Origin of the sequence: Pseudomonas azotoformans (genome assembly GCF_900103345.1) — a bacterium.
Taxonomy (GTDB): domain Bacteria; phylum Pseudomonadota; class Gammaproteobacteria; order Pseudomonadales; family Pseudomonadaceae; genus Aquipseudomonas; species Aquipseudomonas azotoformans.
The window spans coordinates 2839515-2857997 of the sequence record NZ_LT629702.1 but is presented as its reverse complement, the minus strand read 5'-3'; the positions used below and the strand labels follow the sequence as shown (position 1 = coordinate 2857997).

Below are 18483 nucleotides of genomic sequence, written 5' to 3'. Positions count from 1 at the left end.
TTTAAGACTGCTTGGAGGTCGAATTGGACAAGAACATGAAAATCCTCATCGTTGATGACTTCTCAACGATGCGGCGGATCATAAAAAACCTGTTGCGTGACCTTGGGTTCACAAACACGGTCGAGGCGGATGACGGCATTACGGCCATTCCGATCCTCAACAGCGGGAGTATCGACTTTCTGGTAACAGACTGGAACATGCCGGGCATGACCGGTATCGACTTGCTGCGCCACGTGCGCGCTGACGAAAAGCTGCGCAGCCTGCCTGTGCTGATGGTGACCGCCGAAGCCAAGCGTGAGCAGATCATCGAAGCCGCCCAAGCCGGGGTCAACGGTTACGTGGTCAAGCCATTCACTGCACTGGCCTTGAAAGAGAAGATCGAAAAAATCTTCGAACGCATCCACGGCTAATGCCATCGCGGGGGAGCTATGGAGCATAAAGAAACGTCACAGGGAGACTTCGAGTCGACCCTGAAAAAGCATGCTCACCAGTTGGTCGACAGCCTTGAAAAAGGCCAGTTCGGCGACGCGGTGCAGTTAATCCATGAGCTCAACCAGACCCGTGACCGCGGCCTGTACCAGGAAGTGGGCAAGCTCACACGCGAGCTGCACAGTGCGATCGTCAATTTCCAGATTGACCCGCATATGCCCCAGGCCGAAGAAATCTCGCAAATCACCGATGCCACCGAACGCCTGTCCTATGTGGTCAGGCTGACTGAGGCGGCGGCCAACCGCACCATGGACCTGGTGGAAAACGCCACGCCCCTGGTCAACGGCATGGCCACTGAAGCCCAGGCCCTGAGCCACGACTGGGGCCGCTTCATGCGCCGGGAAGTGGGGGCTGAGGAGTTTCGCGAGTTGGCACGTCGGGTTGACGGTTTCCTGTCACGCAGCGAGCAGGAAAACCGCACGGTTTCCAGCAACCTCAACGACATTCTGCTGGCCCAGGATTACCAGGACCTCACCGGTCAGGTGATCAAGCGTGTGACCCAGTTGGTCACCGAAGTGGAAAGCAACTTGCTCAAATTGGTGCTTATGGCAGGCCAGGTTGACCGTTTCGCCGGCATCGAACATGACCGCGAAGCGATCCTCTCGGAAAAAGATCCACAAAAACATCTCGCCAAGGGTGAAGGTCCGCAGATTCATGCCGATAAACGTGAAGACGTTGTGTCAGGTCAGGATGACGTAGATGACCTGTTATCCAGTTTAGGCTTCTAAGGAGCACCCACATGAGCTTCGGCGCCGATGAAGAAATCCTTCAGGATTTCCTTGTAGAGGCCGGCGAAATTTTAGAGCAACTGTCCGAACAACTGGTCGAGCTGGAAAGCCGACCGGATGATGCGAACCTGCTCAATGCAATTTTTCGCGGTTTTCACACTGTAAAAGGGGGCGCCGGCTTCCTCCAGCTCCATGAGCTGGTGGAGTGCTGCCACATCGCCGAGAACGTGTTCGACATCCTGCGCAAGGGTGAGCGTCACGTTGATTCGGAGTTGATGGACGTGATTCTCGAAGCACTGGATGCGGTCAACGGCATGTTCAGCGAGGTGCGCGACCGTGCACCGATCACGGCGGCCACCCCGGAACTGCTGGCCGCCCTGGCGCGCCTGGCGGAACCTGCCGACACGTCGGCCGCACCGGTGGTTGAAGCCGCACCGGAGCCTGTGGTTGAGGCCGAACCGGATGTGACCGACAGCGAGTTCGAACAGCTGCTCAACTCCCTCAGTGCCGTCAAGGCCGAGGCTGAAGCACCGGCTGCGCCGGTCGCTGCACCGACCAGCGAAGACATCACCGACGCCGAGTTCGAATCGCTGCTCGACCAGTTGCATGGCAAGGGCCAGTTCGCGGCCGACGCCGTGGCACCTGCCGCTGCGGCTGTGGATGCACCGGCGGCCAGCACCAGCACCGACATTACCGATGATGAATTTGAAGCATTGCTCGACCAACTGCATGGCAAGGGCACTTTCGTGGCCGACGCCTTGCCGGAAGTCGCCGCCACGGCTGCGGCACCGGCTGCTGCCAGCGCCGCTCCTGCGGGCGATGGGCTGATCTCCGATCACGAGTTCGAATCCCTGCTGGACGAGTTGCACGGCAAGGGCAAGTTCAGCGAAGTGGCCCCGGCCGCTGCGGTGGCGACCGCTGCACCGGTCGCCGCCAAAGCCGCTGCGCCAGCCCCGGCCGCCAAACCTGCACCGGCTGCCAAGTCAGCACCGGCCCCGGCCGCCGCACCTGCTCCAGCGCGCGCAGCCCCGGCCCCGGCCGCCGAGAAGCCTGCCAGTGAAGCCGAAACCACCGTGCGGGTTGATACCGCGCGCCTGGACGACATCATGAACATGGTCGGCGAACTGGTACTGGTGCGTAACCGCCTGGTGCGCCTGGGCCTTAGCAGCGGCGATGAAGCCATGCAAAAGGCCGTGTCGAACCTTGACGTGGTCACCGCCGACCTGCAGACCGCCGTGATGAAAACGCGGATGCAGCCGATCAAGAAAGTCTTCGGCCGCTTCCCGCGCCTGGTCCGCGACCTGGCGCGTCAGCTGAAGAAAGAAATCAACCTGGAACTGGTGGGCGAAGAAACCGACCTCGACAAGAACCTGGTCGAGGCCCTGGCCGATCCGCTGGTCCACTTGGTGCGCAACGCTGTCGACCACGGCGTGGAAACCCCGGAAGAACGCGAAGCCTCGGGCAAGTCCCGTGGCGGCAAGGTGATCCTGGCGGCGGAGCAAGAAGGCGATCACATCCTGCTGTCGATCACTGACGACGGCAAAGGCATGGACCCGACCATATTGCGCAACATTGCGGTCAAGCGCGGCGTGATGGACAAGGACGCCGCCGACCGCCTGACCGACACCGAGTGCTACAACCTGATCTTCGCCCCGGGTTTCTCGACCAAGACCGAGATTTCCGACGTGTCCGGCCGTGGCGTCGGCATGGACGTGGTGAAGACCAAGATCAGCCAGCTCAACGGCTCGATCAACATCTACTCGACCAAGGGCCAGGGCTCGAAGATCGTCATCAAGGTGCCGTTGACCCTGGCGATCATGCCGACCCTGATGGTGATGCTGGGCAACCAGGCGTTCGCCTTCCCGCTGGTCAACGTCAACGAAATCTTCCACCTCGATCTGTCGCGCACCAACGTGGTGGACGGCCAGGAAGTGGTGATCGTGCGCGACAAGGCGTTGCCGCTGTTCTACCTCAAGCGCTGGCTGGTGGCTTCGGCTGCCCACGAAGAGCAGCGCGAAGGCCATGTGGTGATTCTGTCCGTGGGCACCCAGCGCATCGGCTTTGTCGTCGATCAACTGGTTGGCCAGGAAGAAGTGGTCATCAAGCCTTTGGGCAAAATGCTGCAGGGAACCCCGGGCATGTCGGGTGCGACCATCACCGGTGACGGTCGGATCGCGCTGATTCTCGATGTTCCGAGCATGCTCAAGCGTTACGCCGCTCGGCGTATTTGATTCTGGTGGGGCAGGGCGGTAGTGCCCGCCCCGCCTAACGGAGTGTTTATGGCAGTCAAGGTCCTGGTGGTGGACGATTCGGGTTTCTTCCGCCGCCGCGTCTCGGAAATTCTTTCCGCCGATCCAACGATCCAGGTGGTCGGCACGGCCACCAACGGCAAAGAGGCGATTGATCAAGCCATTGCGTTGAAACCGGACGTGATCACCATGGACTACGAGATGCCGATGATGGATGGCATCACGGCAGTCCGGCACATCATGCAACGCTGCCCGACCCCGGTCCTGATGTTTTCCTCGCTGACGCACGAAGGCGCCCGGGTCACCCTGGATGCGCTGGACGCTGGCGCGGTGGACTTCCTGCCGAAGAATTTCGAAGACATCTCGCGCAACCCCGAGAAGGTCAAGCAGATGCTGTGCGAGAAGGTGCACAGCATTTCGCGCAGTAACCGTCGCAGCCTGTTCAGCACGCCTACGCCGACGCCTGCACCTGCGCCCGCAGCGGTTCCGACGACCTCGTTCGGGCGTCCTGCGCCAGCACCGGTGGCCCGTCCCGTGGCACCTGCGCCTGTGCGTACAGCCGCGCCGGCGTCGGCTCATTCGCCCGCACCCAAGCGCAAGGCCTACAAGCTGGTCGCCATCGGCACCTCCACGGGTGGCCCGGTTGCGCTGCAACGCGTGTTGACCCAACTGCCGGCCAACTTCCCGGCGCCGATCGTGTTGATCCAGCACATGCCGGCGGCGTTCACCAAGGCCTTCGCCGAGCGCCTGGACAAGCTGTGCCGCATCAGCGTCAAGGAAGCCGAGGATGGCGACATCCTGCGCCCTGGCCTGGCGCTGCTGGCCCCCGGTGGCAAGCAGATGATGGTCGACGGCCGTGGCGCGATCAAAATCCTGCCAGGCGACGAACGCCTGAATTACAAGCCGTGCGTGGATATCACCTTCGGTTCGGCAGCCAAGTCCTACGGTGACAAAGTTCTGGCGGTGGTGCTCACCGGCATGGGCGCCGATGGCCGTGAAGGTGCACGCCTGCTCAAGCAGGGCGGCAGCGCTATCTGGGCCCAGGACGAAGCCAGCTGCGTGATCTATGGCATGCCCATGGCCATCGTCAAGGCGGGCCTGGCCGACGCCGTCTACAGCCTGGACGACATCGGCAAGCATCTGGTGGAGGCCTGCCTCTGATGGATGTACTGAGCCTGATCGGCATCATCATGGCGTTTGTCGCGATCATCGGCGGCAACTACCTCGAAGGCGGGCACCTCGGCGCCCTGGCCAACGGCCCGGCCGCCCTGATCGTGATCGGCGGCACCGTGGGCGCGGCGTTGTTGCAATCGCCCATGAGCTCGTTCAAGCGCGCCATGCAGATTCTGATATGGATCATTTTCCCGCCACGCGTGGACCTGCCGGGCGGCATCGACCGCGTGGTCAACTGGAGCCTCACCGCACGCAAGGAAGGCCTGCTGGGCCTGGAAGGCGTGGCCGATGCCGAGCCCGACAGCTACGCACGCAAAGGCCTGCAATTGCTGGTGGACGGCGCCGAACCGGAAGCGATCCGCAGCATTCTTGAAGTGGATTTCTACACCCAGGAAAGCCGCGATATCAACGCCGCCAAAGTCTACGAAAGCATGGGGGGCTACGCGCCGACCATCGGCATCATCGGTGCGGTGATGGGCCTGATCCACGTGATGGGCAACCTCGCCGATCCATCGCAACTGGGCAGCGGCATTGCCGTGGCGTTCGTCGCGACCATCTACGGCGTGGCCAGTGCCAACCTGGTGCTGTTGCCGGTGGCGAGCAAACTCAAGTCGATTGCCATGCGCCAGTCGCGTTATCGCGAGATGCTGCTCGAAGGCATCCTGTCGATCGCCGAGGGCGAGAACCCGCGTTCCATCGAATTGAAGCTCCAGGGCTTCATGGATTGATGAACATGCACCTTGTAGGAGCGAGCTTGCTCGCGAAAATCGCCAACGATAACGCGGGTTGCCTGATACCCCGTGGTGTTCTCGGGTTTTTCGCGAGCAAGCTCGCTCCTACAGGGGATGCGTTTTGTCCAGGGAGTTGCTTGTGAGCCGTCGCCGTCGCGAGCCTGAAGAACACGTCAACCACGAGCGGTGGCTGGTGTCCTATGCAGACTTCATCACCCTGCTGTTCGCGTTTTTCGTGGTGATGTACTCCATCTCGTCGATCAACGAAGGCAAGTACAAAGTCATTTCCCAGGCGCTGATCGGCGTGTTCAACGATGCCGACCGTGCGCTCAAGCCGATTCCCATCGGTGAAGAACGGCCCAAGACCGTGACCCCGGCCAAGCCGCTGGTCAACGACAGCGATGAAACCGCTGCCGGCGTGGGCGGCACCAGCGACCCGCTGAAAAGCATCGCCGACGACATCAGCGCGGCGTTTGGCGACCTGATCAGTTCCAACCAGATGACGGTGCGCGGTAATGAGCTGTGGGTGGAGATCGAACTCAATTCCAGCCTGCTGTTCGCCAGTGCGGATGCGTTGCCCAGTGACCAGGCGTTCACCATCATCGACAAGGTGGCGGCGATCCTCAAGCCATTTGAAAACCCGATCCATGTCGAAGGCTTCACCGACAATTTCCCGATCAGCACCGCGCAGTACCCGACCAACTGGGAGCTGTCCTCGGCCCGCGCCTCAAGCATCGTGCGCATGCTGGCGATGCAGGGCGTGAACCCTGGTCGCCTGGCGTCCGTAGGCTACGGTGAGTTCCAGCCGGTGGCCAATAACGCCACGGCGGAAGGCCGCGCGCGTAACCGTCGGGTGGTGCTGGTGGTGTCGCGCAACCTGGATGTGCGCCGCAGCCTGACCGGCACCGGCACCGCCAATGCAACACCGGATGCGGCCTTGAAGCGGGCTGGCACACAAACTGCACCGGCCCCGGTAAAACCGCCGGTTCGACAGAGTGCCGTCAATTCTCCGTCGCCGGCTCAATAACCCTATGCAATGTCTCGGTCGCGCCTGTGCCTGCCGGGAGGAACCAACCGAATGAGAGTCTGGGCAGTTGCCAATCAAAAAGGTGGAGTCGGCAAGACCACCACCTCCATCGCCTTAGCCGGTTTGCTGGCCGAGGCAGGCAAGCGTGTGGTCGTGGTGGACCTGGACCCTCACGGCTCCATGACCAGCTATTTCGGCTACGACCCGGATGCGCTGGAACACAGCAACTACGACCTGTTCCTGCACAAGGGCAGTGTGCCGGCCGATCTGCCGGGGCAACTGCTGTTGCCCACCAGCAACGAAAGCATTTCCCTGCTGCCGTCCAGCACCGCGCTGGCGACCCTGGAGCGCCAGTCGCCGGGGCAGAGCGGCCTGGGCCTGGTGATCGCCAAGACCCTGGCGCAACTGTGGCAGGACTTCGACTACGCGATCATCGACAGCCCGCCGTTGCTTGGCGTGCTGATGGTCAACGCCTTGGCGGCCAGCCAGCAACTGGTGATCCCGGTGCAGACCGAGCACCTGGCCGTCAAAGGCCTGGAGCGCATGGTCAGCACCCTGGCGATGATCAACCGCTCGCGCAAACAGGCGCTGCCGTTCAGCATCGTGCCGACCTTGTTCGACCGCCGCACCCAGGCGTCCCTCGGCACCCTGCGCGTATTGCGCGATGCCTACCCGGACACTATCTGGAACGGCTATATCCCGGTGGACACGCGCCTGCGTGACGCCAGCCGTGCGGGCCTGGCGCCGTCGCAGTTTGACCCGAAAAGCCGTGGCGTACTGGCCTACCGCGCGTTGCTCAAACACCTGCTGTCGCAGCAGCTTGTGGCGCAGGTGGCGTGATGAACCGTCCCGTCGAACTCAAGACCCGGCCGCAACTGGCGCTGGAATCCTACCTGGATGCCCTGCTGCAGGATGCGACCGAGGAAGCGTTGCCGGAACCGATCCTGGTACTGGAGCCTGCCGTTGTAGAACCGGAAAGCACGCTGGATGAATTCCAGTTGGCCGTCCTGGAAGAACAGGCCCGCGATGCGCAGGTTGCGCCTGTCGTCGTGCCGATTGCTCCGGTGGTGATTGCCCCCGTGGTGGTCGAGCCGGTGGTGGAAGTGCACCTGCCACCGAGCATCACACCGCCGCCGGTCACCGGTGATGATCGCCCGAGCTGGGCTGCCGAGCCGTTCGAATGCCTGTTGTTCGACGTCGCTGGCTTGACGCTGGCGGTGCCACTGGTGTGCCTGGGCTCGATCTATTCCCTGGAAGGCCAGGAGCTGACGCCGCTGTTCGGGCAGCCGGAGTGGTTCCTCGGCATCCTGCCGAGCCAGGCCGGTAACCTGAAAGTGCTGGATACCGCGCGTTGGGTCATGCCCGACCGCTACCGCGACGACTTCCGCCAGGGTTTGCAATACGTGATCTCGGTGCAGGGCTACGAGTGGGGGCTGGCGGTGCATCAAGTCAGCCGCTCGTTGCGCCTGGACCCGAACGAAATCAAATGGCGCAGCCATCGGGGCCAACGGCCTTGGCTGGCAGGCACCGTGATCGAACACATGTGCGCGTTGCTTGATGTGGCAGAACTGGCCGAGTTGATCGCCAGTGGCGCTGTCAAAACGATGCCGGTTACTAAACGCAGTTGATTGAACAATAAGGTCCACGCTGGTGCGTGGCCAATCTTGAAGGGGTCAGGGGTATGAACAAGTCAGCGTCCGCACAAGGTTTGGATGATCCGATCCTGCAATGGGTGACCTTCAAACTGGACAACGAGTCCTACGGCATTAACGTGATGCGCGTCCAGGAAGTGCTGCGCTACACCGAGATCGCGCCGGTACCGGGTGCGCCGAGCTACGTGCTGGGTATCATCAACCTGCGCGGCAACGTGGTGACGGTGATCGACACCCGCCAGCGCTTCGGCCTGGTACCGACCGAGGTCAACGACAACACGCGTATCGTCATCATCGAGGCCGACAAGCAAGTGGTCGGGATCATGGTCGACAGCGTGGCCGAAGTGGTCTACCTGCGCCAATCGGAAGTGGAAACCGCGCCGAACGTGGGTAACGAAGAATCCGCCAAGTTCATCCAGGGCGTGTGCAACAAGAACGGCGAACTGCTGATTCTGGTTGAGCTGGACAAGATGATGAGCGAAGAAGAGTGGTCGGAACTGGAGAGCATCTGATTGTTCCTTGAGGCCGCGGTGATTGTCCTGGCCCTGTTGTGGGCCGGGACCCTGGCATTCCTGTTGCGCTATGTGCGTCAGCAGCGCGAACTGTTGCTGCAGCAGGCTGAGCGTGATGTTGTGCGTGATCGGCGGGTGCTGGAGTTGGTGAAGCGGGTTGATCACTTTCAGCAGAGTGCGGTGAAGGTCGGGGACGAGGTGCATGAGTTGCGCGCGATTCTTGCGCCATTGCCGGATAAGCTGGCGCAGATTGAGCAGCGCGATCCTTCGAGTCTTTCGTTTGCGCAGGCGGCGAAGCTGGTGGGGATGGGGGCTACGGTGGATGAGCTGACGCAGTCGTGTGGGTTGACGCAGGCTGAGGCGCAGTTGATGAGTAAGTTGCATAAGAGTTGATCGAGTGCATATCCGTTGCTGCGGTAACGGCTACTTAGGGTTCCGCTCTTACAGCGGGTCACTTTTGGAAGAGCGCCAAAAGTAACCAAAAGGGCTCTTGCCCCAACACTTGGCACCTCGCCTAGGCTCGGTGTGCCCTCTCTCCGGCTTGAATCCGTGGGCCGCCGCAATGGGCCATCCTTGGCCCAGTGCGGCTAACCCGGCGTCCTGCCGGGTTACCCACGGATTCAAGCCTGCGTTCGGCCAGCGTGTTTGACGGGGCGCCGAAGATCAAAAGCAAGAGCGCGGCGGCCTTAGAGCCGACCGGATTGTATGGCCGGTACTCGGTCAAAGTGTGGGAGGGGGCTTGCCCCCGATGGCATTGGGTCAGTCACTGATGAGTTGGCTGACACACCGCCATCGGGGGCAAGCCCCCTCCCACAGTTTGATCTTCATGTATCAGTTGAAGGGTGGTTTGCTCTGGCTCAGGCTCTGGCTCTGGCTCTGGCTCTGGCTCTGGCTTTTGATCTGCTTTTGATTTTGATCTAAGGCGCCCCGTCAAACACGCTGGCCGGAATTCGGCAGGGATTTGGGGGGTAAACCGGCAGGGATGCCGGTTTAGCCGCCCCGCGCCATGGATGGCGCGGGGCGGCGGCCCCCCAAATCCCTGTCGAATTACGGGCACACCGAGCCTAAGCGAGGTGCCGAGTGTTGGGGCAAGAGCCCTTTTGGTTACTTTTGGCTGGGCCGGCATTCCGGGCTCTTTTCCAAAAGTGACCCGCCGTAAGGGCGGAACCCTAAGCGGCCGTTACCAAAAAAATGGATATGCACTCGGTAAACCAAAACCCCTCCCCAAAGGTCCCATCCTCCAAGCACCTTTGAATCAGGAGATTCCCCAATGACCACCCCCAAAGCCCTGTTGATCCTCCACGGCAAGCAAGCCCTCAACGAGGACGTGCGTTCAGCCGTGCAGGCCCGGCGCGAGCAGGGTGGGGAGTTGGCCGTACGGGTCACGTGGGAGGGCGGCGACGCCCAGCGCCTGGTCAACGAAGCCCTGGCTGACGGCTACACCCACATCATCGCCGGTGGTGGCGATGGCACCCTGCGCGACGTGGCCGAAGCCATGGCCCAGGCCAACACCAACGCCAGCCTGGTGCTGATGCCCCTGGGCACCGCCAACGACTTCGCCAAGGCCGCCGGCGTGCCGCTGGAGCCTGACCAGGCGCTGGCGCTGCTGGACGTGCCACCCAGGGCCATCGACCTCGGCCAGGTCGGCGGGCAGATCTTCCTCAATATGGCCACCGGCGGTTTCGGCAGCCAGGTCACCGCCAACACCTCCGAAGACTTGAAAAAAGTCCTGGGCGGCGCCGCCTATCTGTTCACCGGTTTGACGCGATTCAGCGAGTTGAAAGCCGCCTATGCCGAGCTGGATGGCCCCGATTTCCATTGGAAAGGCGAGCTGCTCGCGCTGGGCATCGGCAACGGTCGCCAGGCAGGCGGTGGGCATGAGCTATGCCCAGGCGCCATGGCCGACGATGGCCTGCTGGACGTCAGCATCCTGCCGGCCCCCCAGGAAGTGGTCGGTACCTTGCGCGAGTTGATGAGCAACGGCTGGGGCCTGGACACCATGTTTGTGCGGGCGCGCCTGCCGTGGGTGAATATCAAGGTCGCACAGGGCTTGTACATCAACCTGGATGGCGAGCCGCTGGAGGGCGATGATCTGCACTTCGAGGCCTTGCCCAAGGCCTTGCGCGTGCACTTGCCGGTGGATTCGCCGCTAGTCGTCCAGGCTGATGATCTGCTCGCGCACCGCGAATAGCACCAGGCCCGCCACGTCGAAAATCTGCAGGCGCTTCATGATCTGCGAGCGGTGGGCTTCCACGGTCTTGATGCTCAGGCCCAGGCCGTGGGCGATCTCACGGGTGGACTTGCCGCGCACGATCAGGCGCAGGATCTCCAACTGCCGCGCCGTGAGATTGTGGCTGTGGCCGGCGGGAGTGGTCGGCCCCTGGCTGCGCACCAGCGCCTGGTTGATCACGGTGTGGGCGATCGCCGGGCTTAGGTAGCGCTCGTTGTTGCGCAAGGCCAGCAGCGCGTGTTCCAGCTCGTTGGCGGTGGTGTCCTTGAGCAGGTAGCCATGGGCGCCGGACTCCAGCGCACACATGATCAGTTCCGGGTCGGTGTGCATCGACAGGATCAGCACTTTGCTCTTGGGATAGGCGCGCTTGAGTTGCTGCAAGGCGTCCAGGCCGCCGGTGTGCTTCATCGACAGGTCCAGCAGGACGATATCCGGCAGCAGGGCGCTGAACTGCTCCAGCAACTGCGCGCCATCGCTTGCTTCGCCGATCACCGTGTAGCCGGGAATATCCTGGACCAGTGCGCGTACGCCGGCCCGGATCAGTGCATGGTCATCCACCAGGAGTAATTTGCAGCTCACTCGAGAACCTTAGGGGAACTGGCCCGTTCGAGGGCGCGGGGCGCCCAGGGGAAAAGCGCTTCGATCCGTGTCCCATTGCCGGGCTGGCTGCTGACGGACAACGTGCCGCCAAGCTGATCTATCCGCTCGGACATGCCGGCCATGCCCCGTTGGCCTTCCAGGCCGGGATTGATGGACGGTGAGAAACCCTGGCCGTCATCGCAGATGGTCAGCGACAGGCCTTCGGGCAAGCGTTGCAGGCGTACCAGCAGGTTGCGCGCCTGGGCGTGGCGCAGCATGTTGGTCACCGCTTCCTGGGTGATGCGGAAGGCCGCCACCGCCATTTCTTCCGGGATTCCGGTCAGCCGTTGCTGGCATTCCAGGCTCCAGTGGATCGGGGTGTTTTCCAGGGTCTTGAGCAGGTGTGCACGCAGGCTGGCTTCCAGGCCCAGGCTGGCCAACTGGCGAGGGTTGAGGATGGCGGATACGTCACGCACCTTGGCCAGGGTTTCATTCAGGGTGTTGCACAGCACCGTGCATTGGCTTTGCAGGTCGTCGGGCAGGCGGCGCTTGAGCCATTCGCTTTGCAGCTTGGCCGCGGTGAGCAGTTGGCCGATATCGTCGTGCAGTTCACGGCTGAGGCGATGGCGTTCGTTTTCCTGTACCTGCAACAGGCGATCGGCCAGTTCCTGGGGCTGGAACTTGATGGACTTGCGTGAACGCCATTGTTGCAGGCCGACCACTACCAGGGTGGCCAGGTTAAGCACAATCACCAGCAACGGCAGCGGTTCGGAGCTGGAATAGGTCCAGAGGCTCAGCAGCAGCGAGCCAAGGCACAGGGCGAGGATCAAACGGCGCGCATTGCTGCGGGACGCGGACCTTGCGATGAGTGTCTTGAGGCTGGCGTACATAGCGGATGGAGCCAATGAGGGTGCGCTGCGGGAAGTCCGGTCACTGCGGCTGACGGGGCTCTGTTTGGGATGCGTTATCGAATCGTTTTTATGCATGATGAAGTTGAGTCACTTCGAGCGGGGCATAGTACCACCACTATTACCGTTGGTCGCCTGGTGCCGTGCCTCACCGGATTATTGACCGCGCAAATGCTCCGGGCGGTATTCCCAGAGTTCATGGAGTGGGGGAGTTATATTATTTCTGTTTGGTTGTATCGTTATTACCGTTAATGGCTAATTGATATCTTTGTCTGCGCTGTTCAAGTCCAACACATTAATAGTCGTGTCGTTTTTAGATAACTTCGGGTTCGAATACGACTTGTTATCCACTCAAGAGGCGTGGTGCACACGCTGCTGCGGTTTATAAGTGAAGTCCTTTTGCGGGATCTGCAGCGTGACGGTTGCAATCAATGTCGCCTGCTCACTCTCGTCCATACTCAGTTCACCGGTGCGCACATCGATCAGTTCCAGTTGCCACGCGAGTAGCGTCAGGCACGCATGCAGTGCATCCAGCGCCTGGTCATGCAGTTGCATCGGGCTGGCCGCATTGGCGATCAGGTATTGGATATGCCGGGAAAACTCGCTGATCACCTGCAGGGCCAGGCTGTCGGCCTTTTCAGCGAGTTTAGCCAGGCTGGCCTTCATGCAATCGATGGCGTCGCTGTCGTCGCGAATCAGGTGCAGGTGGCTCAAGCACTCTTCCGACTTGGCCAGCAGCGTTTCTGCTTCAAGCAGGAAATCGGGAAGTGTGGTTTGCCATTCATTTGCGCTGTTCATCATACAAGTCTCCACAACATAAGGTCGGGTGATGAGATGTCGCACCGGGTGAATGGCTTAAAAATAGCGCTGAAATATGACTTGGACCTGTAGGTCGCTTCTGAGCGTTCAGTAGGACGTTTATTAGAGTGACGGCAACGGCTGTGCGCTGCCCTCATGAAAGGGGTCAATTGCACACCTTCGATTGCCGACATCTGTATGTCTGGAAGGCCCGTGGGCCGAGGGCTTGGGATGGCAAACAAAAGCCTGACTCCATTCATGCATTGAGAATGGCGTCACATTAATGGCTATTAGATATTGCGAATATCAGGTTGGGCCTGATTGTGCGTAGGGGAATCCCTTACATAGCGGAACCTTGCGTCGAATTGAATGTCGCGCAACGTCGCTTTATTGCCATACGGAGAGGCCAGCGCAGTAAAGCATGATGTCAGTGTGACATCAATGGATTTACGTGGCATTTTACGGGGGTCAAGGTCTGGCGTTCGCCGCCGATAACCCACCTTATGTGAACCGCACAAATTCCTCAGCGCATCAGGAGCTTTTAATGGCCGGCATTCTCGACACGGTAGATCAACGCACGCAACTGGTGGGTGAGAATCGCCTGGAGATCCTCATGTTCCGCCTGGCGGGGCGCCAATTGTTCGCGATCAACGTGTTCAAGGTGCAGGAAGTGCTGCAACTGCCCAAGTTGACCCTGATGCCCCAGCGCCATCCTTTCGTGTGCGGTGTGGTCAACCTGCGTGGCCAGACCCTGCCGGTGATCGACCTGTCCCAGGCCATCGGCATGCGTCCGCTGGTGCCTGGCCCCAACAGCACCATCATCGTCACTGAGTACAACCGTTCGGTGCAGGCCTTCCTGGTGGGCGGTGTGGACCGCATCGTCAACATGAACTGGGAGGCCATCCTGCCGCCACCGACCAGTGCCGGGCGCCAGCATTACCTCACCGCCATCAGCAAGGTCGACGACCAGTTGGTGGAAATCATCGACGTGGAAAAAGTCCTGGCCGAGATCGTGCCGTACAACGCCAAGGTTTCCCGCGAGAAACTCGAAGACCCGGTGCTGGAGCGCGCCCGCGGCCGCGAAGTGCTGCTGGTGGATGACTCCAACGTGGCCCTCTCGCAACTGCGCGACACCCTTGGCCAACTGGGCGTGAAGATGCACATCGCCAGTGACGGCCTCAAGGCATTGAACATGCTCAAGGCCTGGGCCGACGCCGGCCATGTGATGACCGACAAGCTGCTGATGATTTTCACCGACGCCGAAATGCCCGAGATGGACGGCTACCGTCTCACCACCGAGATCCGCAACGATCCGCGCTTGCGCAGCCTTTACGTGGTGTTGCACACCTCGCTGTCAGGCAGCTTCAACGACTCGATGGTGAAGAAGGTCGGCTGCGACAATTTCCTGTCCAAATTCCAGCCCGACAAGCTGGTGGACGTGGTGCGTCAGCGTCTGATGCTGGACGAAGTGCCCGCATGACCTTAGGGTGATGGCTTTGCCCCTCAGGAATGCAGGCCCATGCTTCGTCTCAGCGCGTTGTACCGTTACCCCTTGAAGTCCGGCAAGGCCGAAATCCTGCAGCAGGTCGGCCTGGATAAGCTCGGGGTGGACGGGGATCGACGCTGGATGTTGGTGGACGAAGCCAGCGGTCGCTTCCTCACGCAGCGCGCCGTGGCCAAGATGAGCCAACTGTCGGCACTGTGGAACCGCAACGGCGGGCTCACCTTGAGTTCGCCCGGTTGCACGCCGCTGGAGGTGGCGCTGCCCGGCGCTGATGCCGAGTTGCGCGGTGTGACCATCTGGCGCGATACCCTGCGCGTACCGGACGCCGGCGACGAGGCAGCGGCCTGGGTCAGTGACTTTATCGGCAAACCGACGCGGCTGGTGCAGATCCCCCTCGAACGCGCCCGCACCACCGAGGCCGGTTATGGCAAGGACGATGACCAGGTCGCGTTTGCCGATGGCTACCCGCTGCTGGTGATTGGCCAGGCTTCGCTGGATGACCTTTCGCAACGCATCGGCCGGCCCATGGAGATGCTGCGTTTTCGACCCAACCTGGTGATCGAAGGCAGCACCGCCTTCGCCGAAGATGGCTGGAAGCGCCTGCGTATCGGTGATGTGGAGTTCCGTGCGGTCAAGCCCTGCTCGCGCTGCATCCTCACCACCATCGACCCGCAGACCGGCGAACGCAGTGCTGACCGTGAACCCTTCGCCACGCTGGAAACCTATCGCAAGACTGAAAATGGCGCGATCTTCGGCCAGAACCTGGTCAACGATGGCATCGGCCGCCTGGAAGTGGGGATGCCGGTGACCATTCTCGAATAGTGTTCGACGCCCATAAAAAATGCCCGTCTCGCAGGAGACGGGCATTTTTTTGCTTCCGGGAAACCCTTAGCCGCGGTATTCGCACAGGTAAGCGGTGTCCACGGCGACCTTGAGTTGGAACTTGCTGTTGGCCGGCACGTTGAACTGGCTGCCGGCGGCGAAGGTTTCCCAGTCGCTGGCGTCAGGCAGCTTGACGGTCAGGGCGCCGGACACCACGTGCATGATTTCACGCTGGGCGGTGCCGAATTCGTATTCGCCGGGAGCCATGACGCCGATGGTCGCCGGACCTTCTGCGGTGCCGAAAGCGATCGACTTGACGGTGCCGTCGAAGTACTCGTTGACTTTGAACATGGGCGATTCCTCGGAAAGTGGGTCAAGGCTTTACTGTAGGAGCGAGCTTGCTCGCGAAGAGCGTCCAGACACCGCGTTTAATCAGACAGCACGCGTTATCGTTAGCATTCTTCGCGAGCAAGCTCGCTCCTACAGGGTAAGCCACACGAAAATGGGTGCTCAGTATGCCCAAGCCTTTGGAAGCTGCCTAGACCGGCAGAATCAGCGGCAGCAGGCGCGCCGTGTTGCGCGCATCCTCCAACGCCCGATGTTGCTGGCCATGGAACTGCATCCCCGCCAATTGCAGGGCGCCGTTGAGCCCCAGGGGCTTGTCCAGGCGCCGGGCCTTGGCGAAGCGCTGCTTGAGGTTCACATGGGGCGTGGTGGCGAGGGCGCTGGCCAGGCCATGGCGCTGCCATTCCAGCTCCAGTTGCCTGCGATCGTAATCGCCCCAACTGGCCCAACCCTCCAGGCGCGCCTGGTGTTGGCCCAGCCAGCGCTCGAACAGCGGCCAAACTTCAGTGATTGGCACCGCGCCATCGATGTTCGCCTGGGTGATGTGGGTCAACTGCCGACAAAAAGGCGTCAGCAAGGGGCGGCGCAGCGGCCGCACGAAGCGCTGGAAGTGATCCAGCTCGCGGCCCTGGCGGTTGACCAGGCTTGCGCCGATCTCGATGACTTCCATCTCCGTCACGGGCCAGCCGCCTTCATCCGTTGTGGCTTCAAGGTCAATAATCAGCCAATGAGGCATCGCGCAGGTTCCCGTACTCTTCCCTTTCTGTTGGGGATAGAGCGTAGCCCGGCCCTGTAGTTCCGCCTAGGGGGCTAGATGATCTCGAGTAAAACCTGGCGATTGCGCACCTGGTCACCGGCGATCACCTGCACACCCTTGATCACACCGTCGATGCCGGCGGTCAGCGGATGCTCCATTTTCATGGCTTCGAGCACCAGCAGCAGTTGGCCCTTGGTGACGTAATCACCGGCGCTGACCCGCACATCGACGATGGCGCCGTCCATCGGGGCCTTGACCGTGCCGCTGCTGGCATCGGCCTGGCGGCTGGCCACTTGCTGGGTGCGGTTGGTCACGCACAGGCCCGGCAGCCACAGTTGGTCGTCGTCGAGGTGATAGGCCATGCGCCGACGGATACCGTTGAGCACCTGGGTGGCGTGGCGGCCGTCGGTGGTGAGCAGCAGGGGTTCGGTGCTGACAGTGTGGATTTCTCCATTGACCTCAAGCCGATAGGTGCAAGGGCTACTCGCGGTGTTGCGCCAGCCCGACAACCCGTGGGGATGTTGCTCGGCACCGTGGGTGTAGAACAGTACAGCGGCCAGGGCGAGCTGTTCGCTCGACACAGAAGGACGCGGTATCTCGCTGAAGTGCTTGGCGATAAACCCGGTGCTGAAATCGCCGTTGATAAAGTCCGGGTGCTTGAGCAGGTCAGCCAGCAGTTGCTGATTGGTCGCGACGCCCAGCAACAGCGTGTCTTCCACCGCCCGCAGCAGTTTGCGCCGCGCTTCTTCGCGGGTGGTGCCGTGGGCGATGAGCTTGCCCAGCATCGGGTCGTAGAACGGGCTGATACGTTGGCCCTGCACCACGCCATGGTCGATGCGCACGCCCGTCGCCGGTTCCCAGCGCAGCACCGCGCCGGTTTGCGGCAGGAAGCCCTGAGTCGGGTCTTCGGCGTAGAGGCGCACTTCCATGGCATGGCCGCTGAGGGTGACGTCTGCCTGGGTCAACGGCAGCGCTTGCCCGGCGGCGATCTGCAACTGCCAATCCACCAGGTCGAGGCCGGTGATCAGCTCGGTGACCGGATGTTCCACTTGCAAGCGGGTGTTCATTTCCAGGAAGTAGAAGCGGCCGCTACGGTCGAGCAGGAACTCCACGGTACCGGCGCCGACGTAATTCACCGCGCGCCCGGCCTTCAATGCGGCTTCGCCCATGGCCTGGCGCAACTCGGGCGTCATGATGGGGCAGGGGGCTTCTTCGATGACTTTCTGGTGGCGGCGCTGCACCGAACAGTCGCGTTCGCCGAGGTAGATCAACTGACCGTGGCTGTCGCCGAACAACTGGATCTCGACGTGGCGCGGCTCGATCAGCGCTTGTTCGAGGATCAGGTCGTCGCTGCCAAACGCATTTTTCGCTTCCGAACGGGCGGTATGCAGGTTGTCCAGCAGCGCTTCCGGCTGGTGCACCAGGCGCATGCCACGTCCGCCGCCACCGGCGCTGGCCTTGATTATCAACGGGTAGCCGATGCGCCCGGCTTCCTGTTGCAGGGTGGCGTCGTCCTGGGCGCTGCCTTGGTAGCCGGCAATGCACGGCACGCCGGCGTCGAGCATGGCAAGTTTGGACAGGCGTTTGCTGCCCATCAGTTCGATGGCCTCGACGCTGGGGCCGATGAAGGTCAGGCCGGCGTGTTGGCAGGCTCGGGCGAAGTCGGGGTTTTCCGAGAGGAAGCCGTAGCCGGGGTGGATCGCATCGGCGCCGGTGAGTCTGGCGGCGGCGAGAATCGCCTCGATATTGAGGTACGACTGTTGCACGGGGGCCGCGCCGATATGGACGGATTCATCGGCCATCTGCACGTGCAGGGCCTGGGCGTCGGCGTCGCTGTAGACGGCGACGGTGCGGTAGCCCAGGGCTTGGGCGGTGCGCTGGATGCGGCAGGCGATTTCGCCGCGGTTGGCGATCAGGATTTTGTTAAAGGCGGGCATGGGTTTATCCCTTGGCTGATGGGGTGTTTGATCGGGCCTCAT

General features: G+C 61.7%; 19 protein-coding genes. 13 read left to right on the top strand and 6 right to left on the bottom strand.

Annotated features, from left to right (window positions below; translation table 11 throughout):
- Positions 1-35: 35 nt before the first annotated feature.
- The 11 genes from BLR69_RS12640 (at position 36) to yegS (ending at position 10752) form a co-directional block, all read left to right on the top strand.
- On the top strand, positions 36-410 hold the full coding sequence (locus tag BLR69_RS12640; RefSeq protein ID WP_015885173.1) for a chemotaxis response regulator CheY: 375 nt from the start codon (positions 36-38) through the stop codon (positions 408-410).
- 18 nt (positions 411-428) lie between these two features.
- Positions 429-1217 (top strand): protein phosphatase CheZ, encoded by a 789-nt coding sequence (locus tag BLR69_RS12635; RefSeq protein WP_065909831.1) that lies wholly within the window; start codon positions 429-431, stop codon positions 1215-1217.
- 11 nt (positions 1218-1228) lie between these two features.
- On the top strand, positions 1229-3448 hold the full coding sequence (locus BLR69_RS12630; protein WP_071493747.1) for a chemotaxis protein CheA: 2220 nt from the start codon (positions 1229-1231) through the stop codon (positions 3446-3448).
- A 48-nt stretch (positions 3449-3496) separates the two neighbouring features.
- Positions 3497-4627, top strand: coding sequence for a protein-glutamate methylesterase/protein-glutamine glutaminase (locus BLR69_RS12625; RefSeq protein ID WP_071493746.1), 1131 nt, complete (start codon positions 3497-3499; stop codon positions 4625-4627).
- Entirely contained in the window at positions 4627-5367 is a 741-nt protein-coding gene (locus tag BLR69_RS12620) for a flagellar motor protein (protein ID WP_033900785.1), read from the top strand. Before BLR69_RS12625 ends, BLR69_RS12620 begins: the two co-directional genes overlap by 1 nt.
- A gap of 142 nt (positions 5368-5509) precedes the next feature.
- The gene (gene motD / locus BLR69_RS12615; RefSeq protein WP_071493745.1) at positions 5510-6397 is read left to right on the top strand and encodes a flagellar motor protein MotD; all 888 of its coding nucleotides are present in this window, start codon (positions 5510-5512) and stop codon (positions 6395-6397) included.
- 51 nt (positions 6398-6448) lie between these two features.
- A complete protein-coding gene (locus BLR69_RS12610) occupies positions 6449-7237 on the top strand; it encodes a ParA family protein (protein WP_016976611.1) in 789 nt (262 codons plus the stop codon).
- Positions 7237-8025, top strand: coding sequence for a CheW domain-containing protein (locus BLR69_RS12605; protein WP_071493744.1), 789 nt, complete (start codon positions 7237-7239; stop codon positions 8023-8025). The genes BLR69_RS12610 and BLR69_RS12605 overlap by 1 nt, the downstream gene beginning before the upstream one ends.
- 53 nt (positions 8026-8078) lie before the next feature.
- On the top strand, positions 8079-8561 hold the full coding sequence (locus tag BLR69_RS12600) for a chemotaxis protein CheW (RefSeq protein WP_010564003.1): 483 nt from the start codon (positions 8079-8081) through the stop codon (positions 8559-8561).
- Positions 8562-8954 carry a DUF2802 domain-containing protein gene (locus BLR69_RS12595; RefSeq protein ID WP_071493743.1) on the top strand — a complete coding sequence of 131 codons (393 nt, stop codon included), beginning with the start codon at positions 8562-8564 and terminating at the stop codon, positions 8952-8954.
- An 877-nt stretch (positions 8955-9831) separates the two neighbouring features.
- On the top strand, positions 9832-10752 hold the full coding sequence (yegS, locus tag BLR69_RS12580) for a lipid kinase YegS (protein ID WP_058424676.1): 921 nt from the start codon (positions 9832-9834) through the stop codon (positions 10750-10752).
- Here yegS and BLR69_RS12575 read toward each other — a convergent pair.
- From BLR69_RS12575 to BLR69_RS12565, 3 genes are all read right to left on the bottom strand, one after another.
- Positions 10711-11370 carry a response regulator transcription factor gene (locus BLR69_RS12575; RefSeq protein WP_071492719.1) on the bottom strand — a complete coding sequence of 220 codons (660 nt, stop codon included), beginning with the start codon at positions 11368-11370 and terminating at the stop codon, positions 10711-10713. The genes yegS and BLR69_RS12575 overlap by 42 nt on opposite strands.
- Positions 11367-12260, bottom strand: coding sequence for a sensor histidine kinase (locus tag BLR69_RS12570; RefSeq protein ID WP_071492720.1), 894 nt, complete (start codon positions 12258-12260; stop codon positions 11367-11369). Before BLR69_RS12570 ends, BLR69_RS12575 begins: the two co-directional genes overlap by 4 nt.
- 369 nt (positions 12261-12629) lie before the next feature.
- Positions 12630-13079, bottom strand: coding sequence for a hypothetical protein (locus tag BLR69_RS12565; protein WP_172832128.1), 450 nt, complete (start codon positions 13077-13079; stop codon positions 12630-12632).
- A gap of 541 nt (positions 13080-13620) precedes the next feature.
- Here BLR69_RS12565 and BLR69_RS12560 point away from each other — a divergent pair.
- Positions 13621-14556, top strand: coding sequence for a chemotaxis protein CheV (locus BLR69_RS12560; protein ID WP_058424673.1), 936 nt, complete (start codon positions 13621-13623; stop codon positions 14554-14556).
- 39 nt (positions 14557-14595) lie between these two features.
- A complete protein-coding gene (locus BLR69_RS12555) occupies positions 14596-15402 on the top strand; it encodes an MOSC domain-containing protein (protein WP_071492721.1) in 807 nt (268 codons plus the stop codon).
- A 66-nt stretch (positions 15403-15468) separates the two neighbouring features.
- On the opposite strand, the gene ppnP is transcribed toward BLR69_RS12555, so the two are convergent.
- From ppnP to BLR69_RS12540, 3 genes are all read right to left on the bottom strand, one after another.
- The gene (ppnP, locus tag BLR69_RS12550; protein WP_058424671.1) at positions 15469-15753 is read right to left on the bottom strand and encodes a pyrimidine/purine nucleoside phosphorylase; all 285 of its coding nucleotides are present in this window, start codon (positions 15751-15753) and stop codon (positions 15469-15471) included.
- 187 nt (positions 15754-15940) lie between these two features.
- On the bottom strand, positions 15941-16483 hold the full coding sequence (locus BLR69_RS12545) for an exonuclease domain-containing protein (RefSeq protein WP_071492722.1): 543 nt from the start codon (positions 16481-16483) through the stop codon (positions 15941-15943).
- A 74-nt stretch (positions 16484-16557) separates the two neighbouring features.
- Positions 16558-18441 carry an acetyl-CoA carboxylase biotin carboxylase subunit gene (locus BLR69_RS12540; RefSeq protein ID WP_071492723.1) on the bottom strand — a complete coding sequence of 628 codons (1884 nt, stop codon included), beginning with the start codon at positions 18439-18441 and terminating at the stop codon, positions 16558-16560.
- Positions 18442-18483 lie beyond the last annotated feature (42 nt).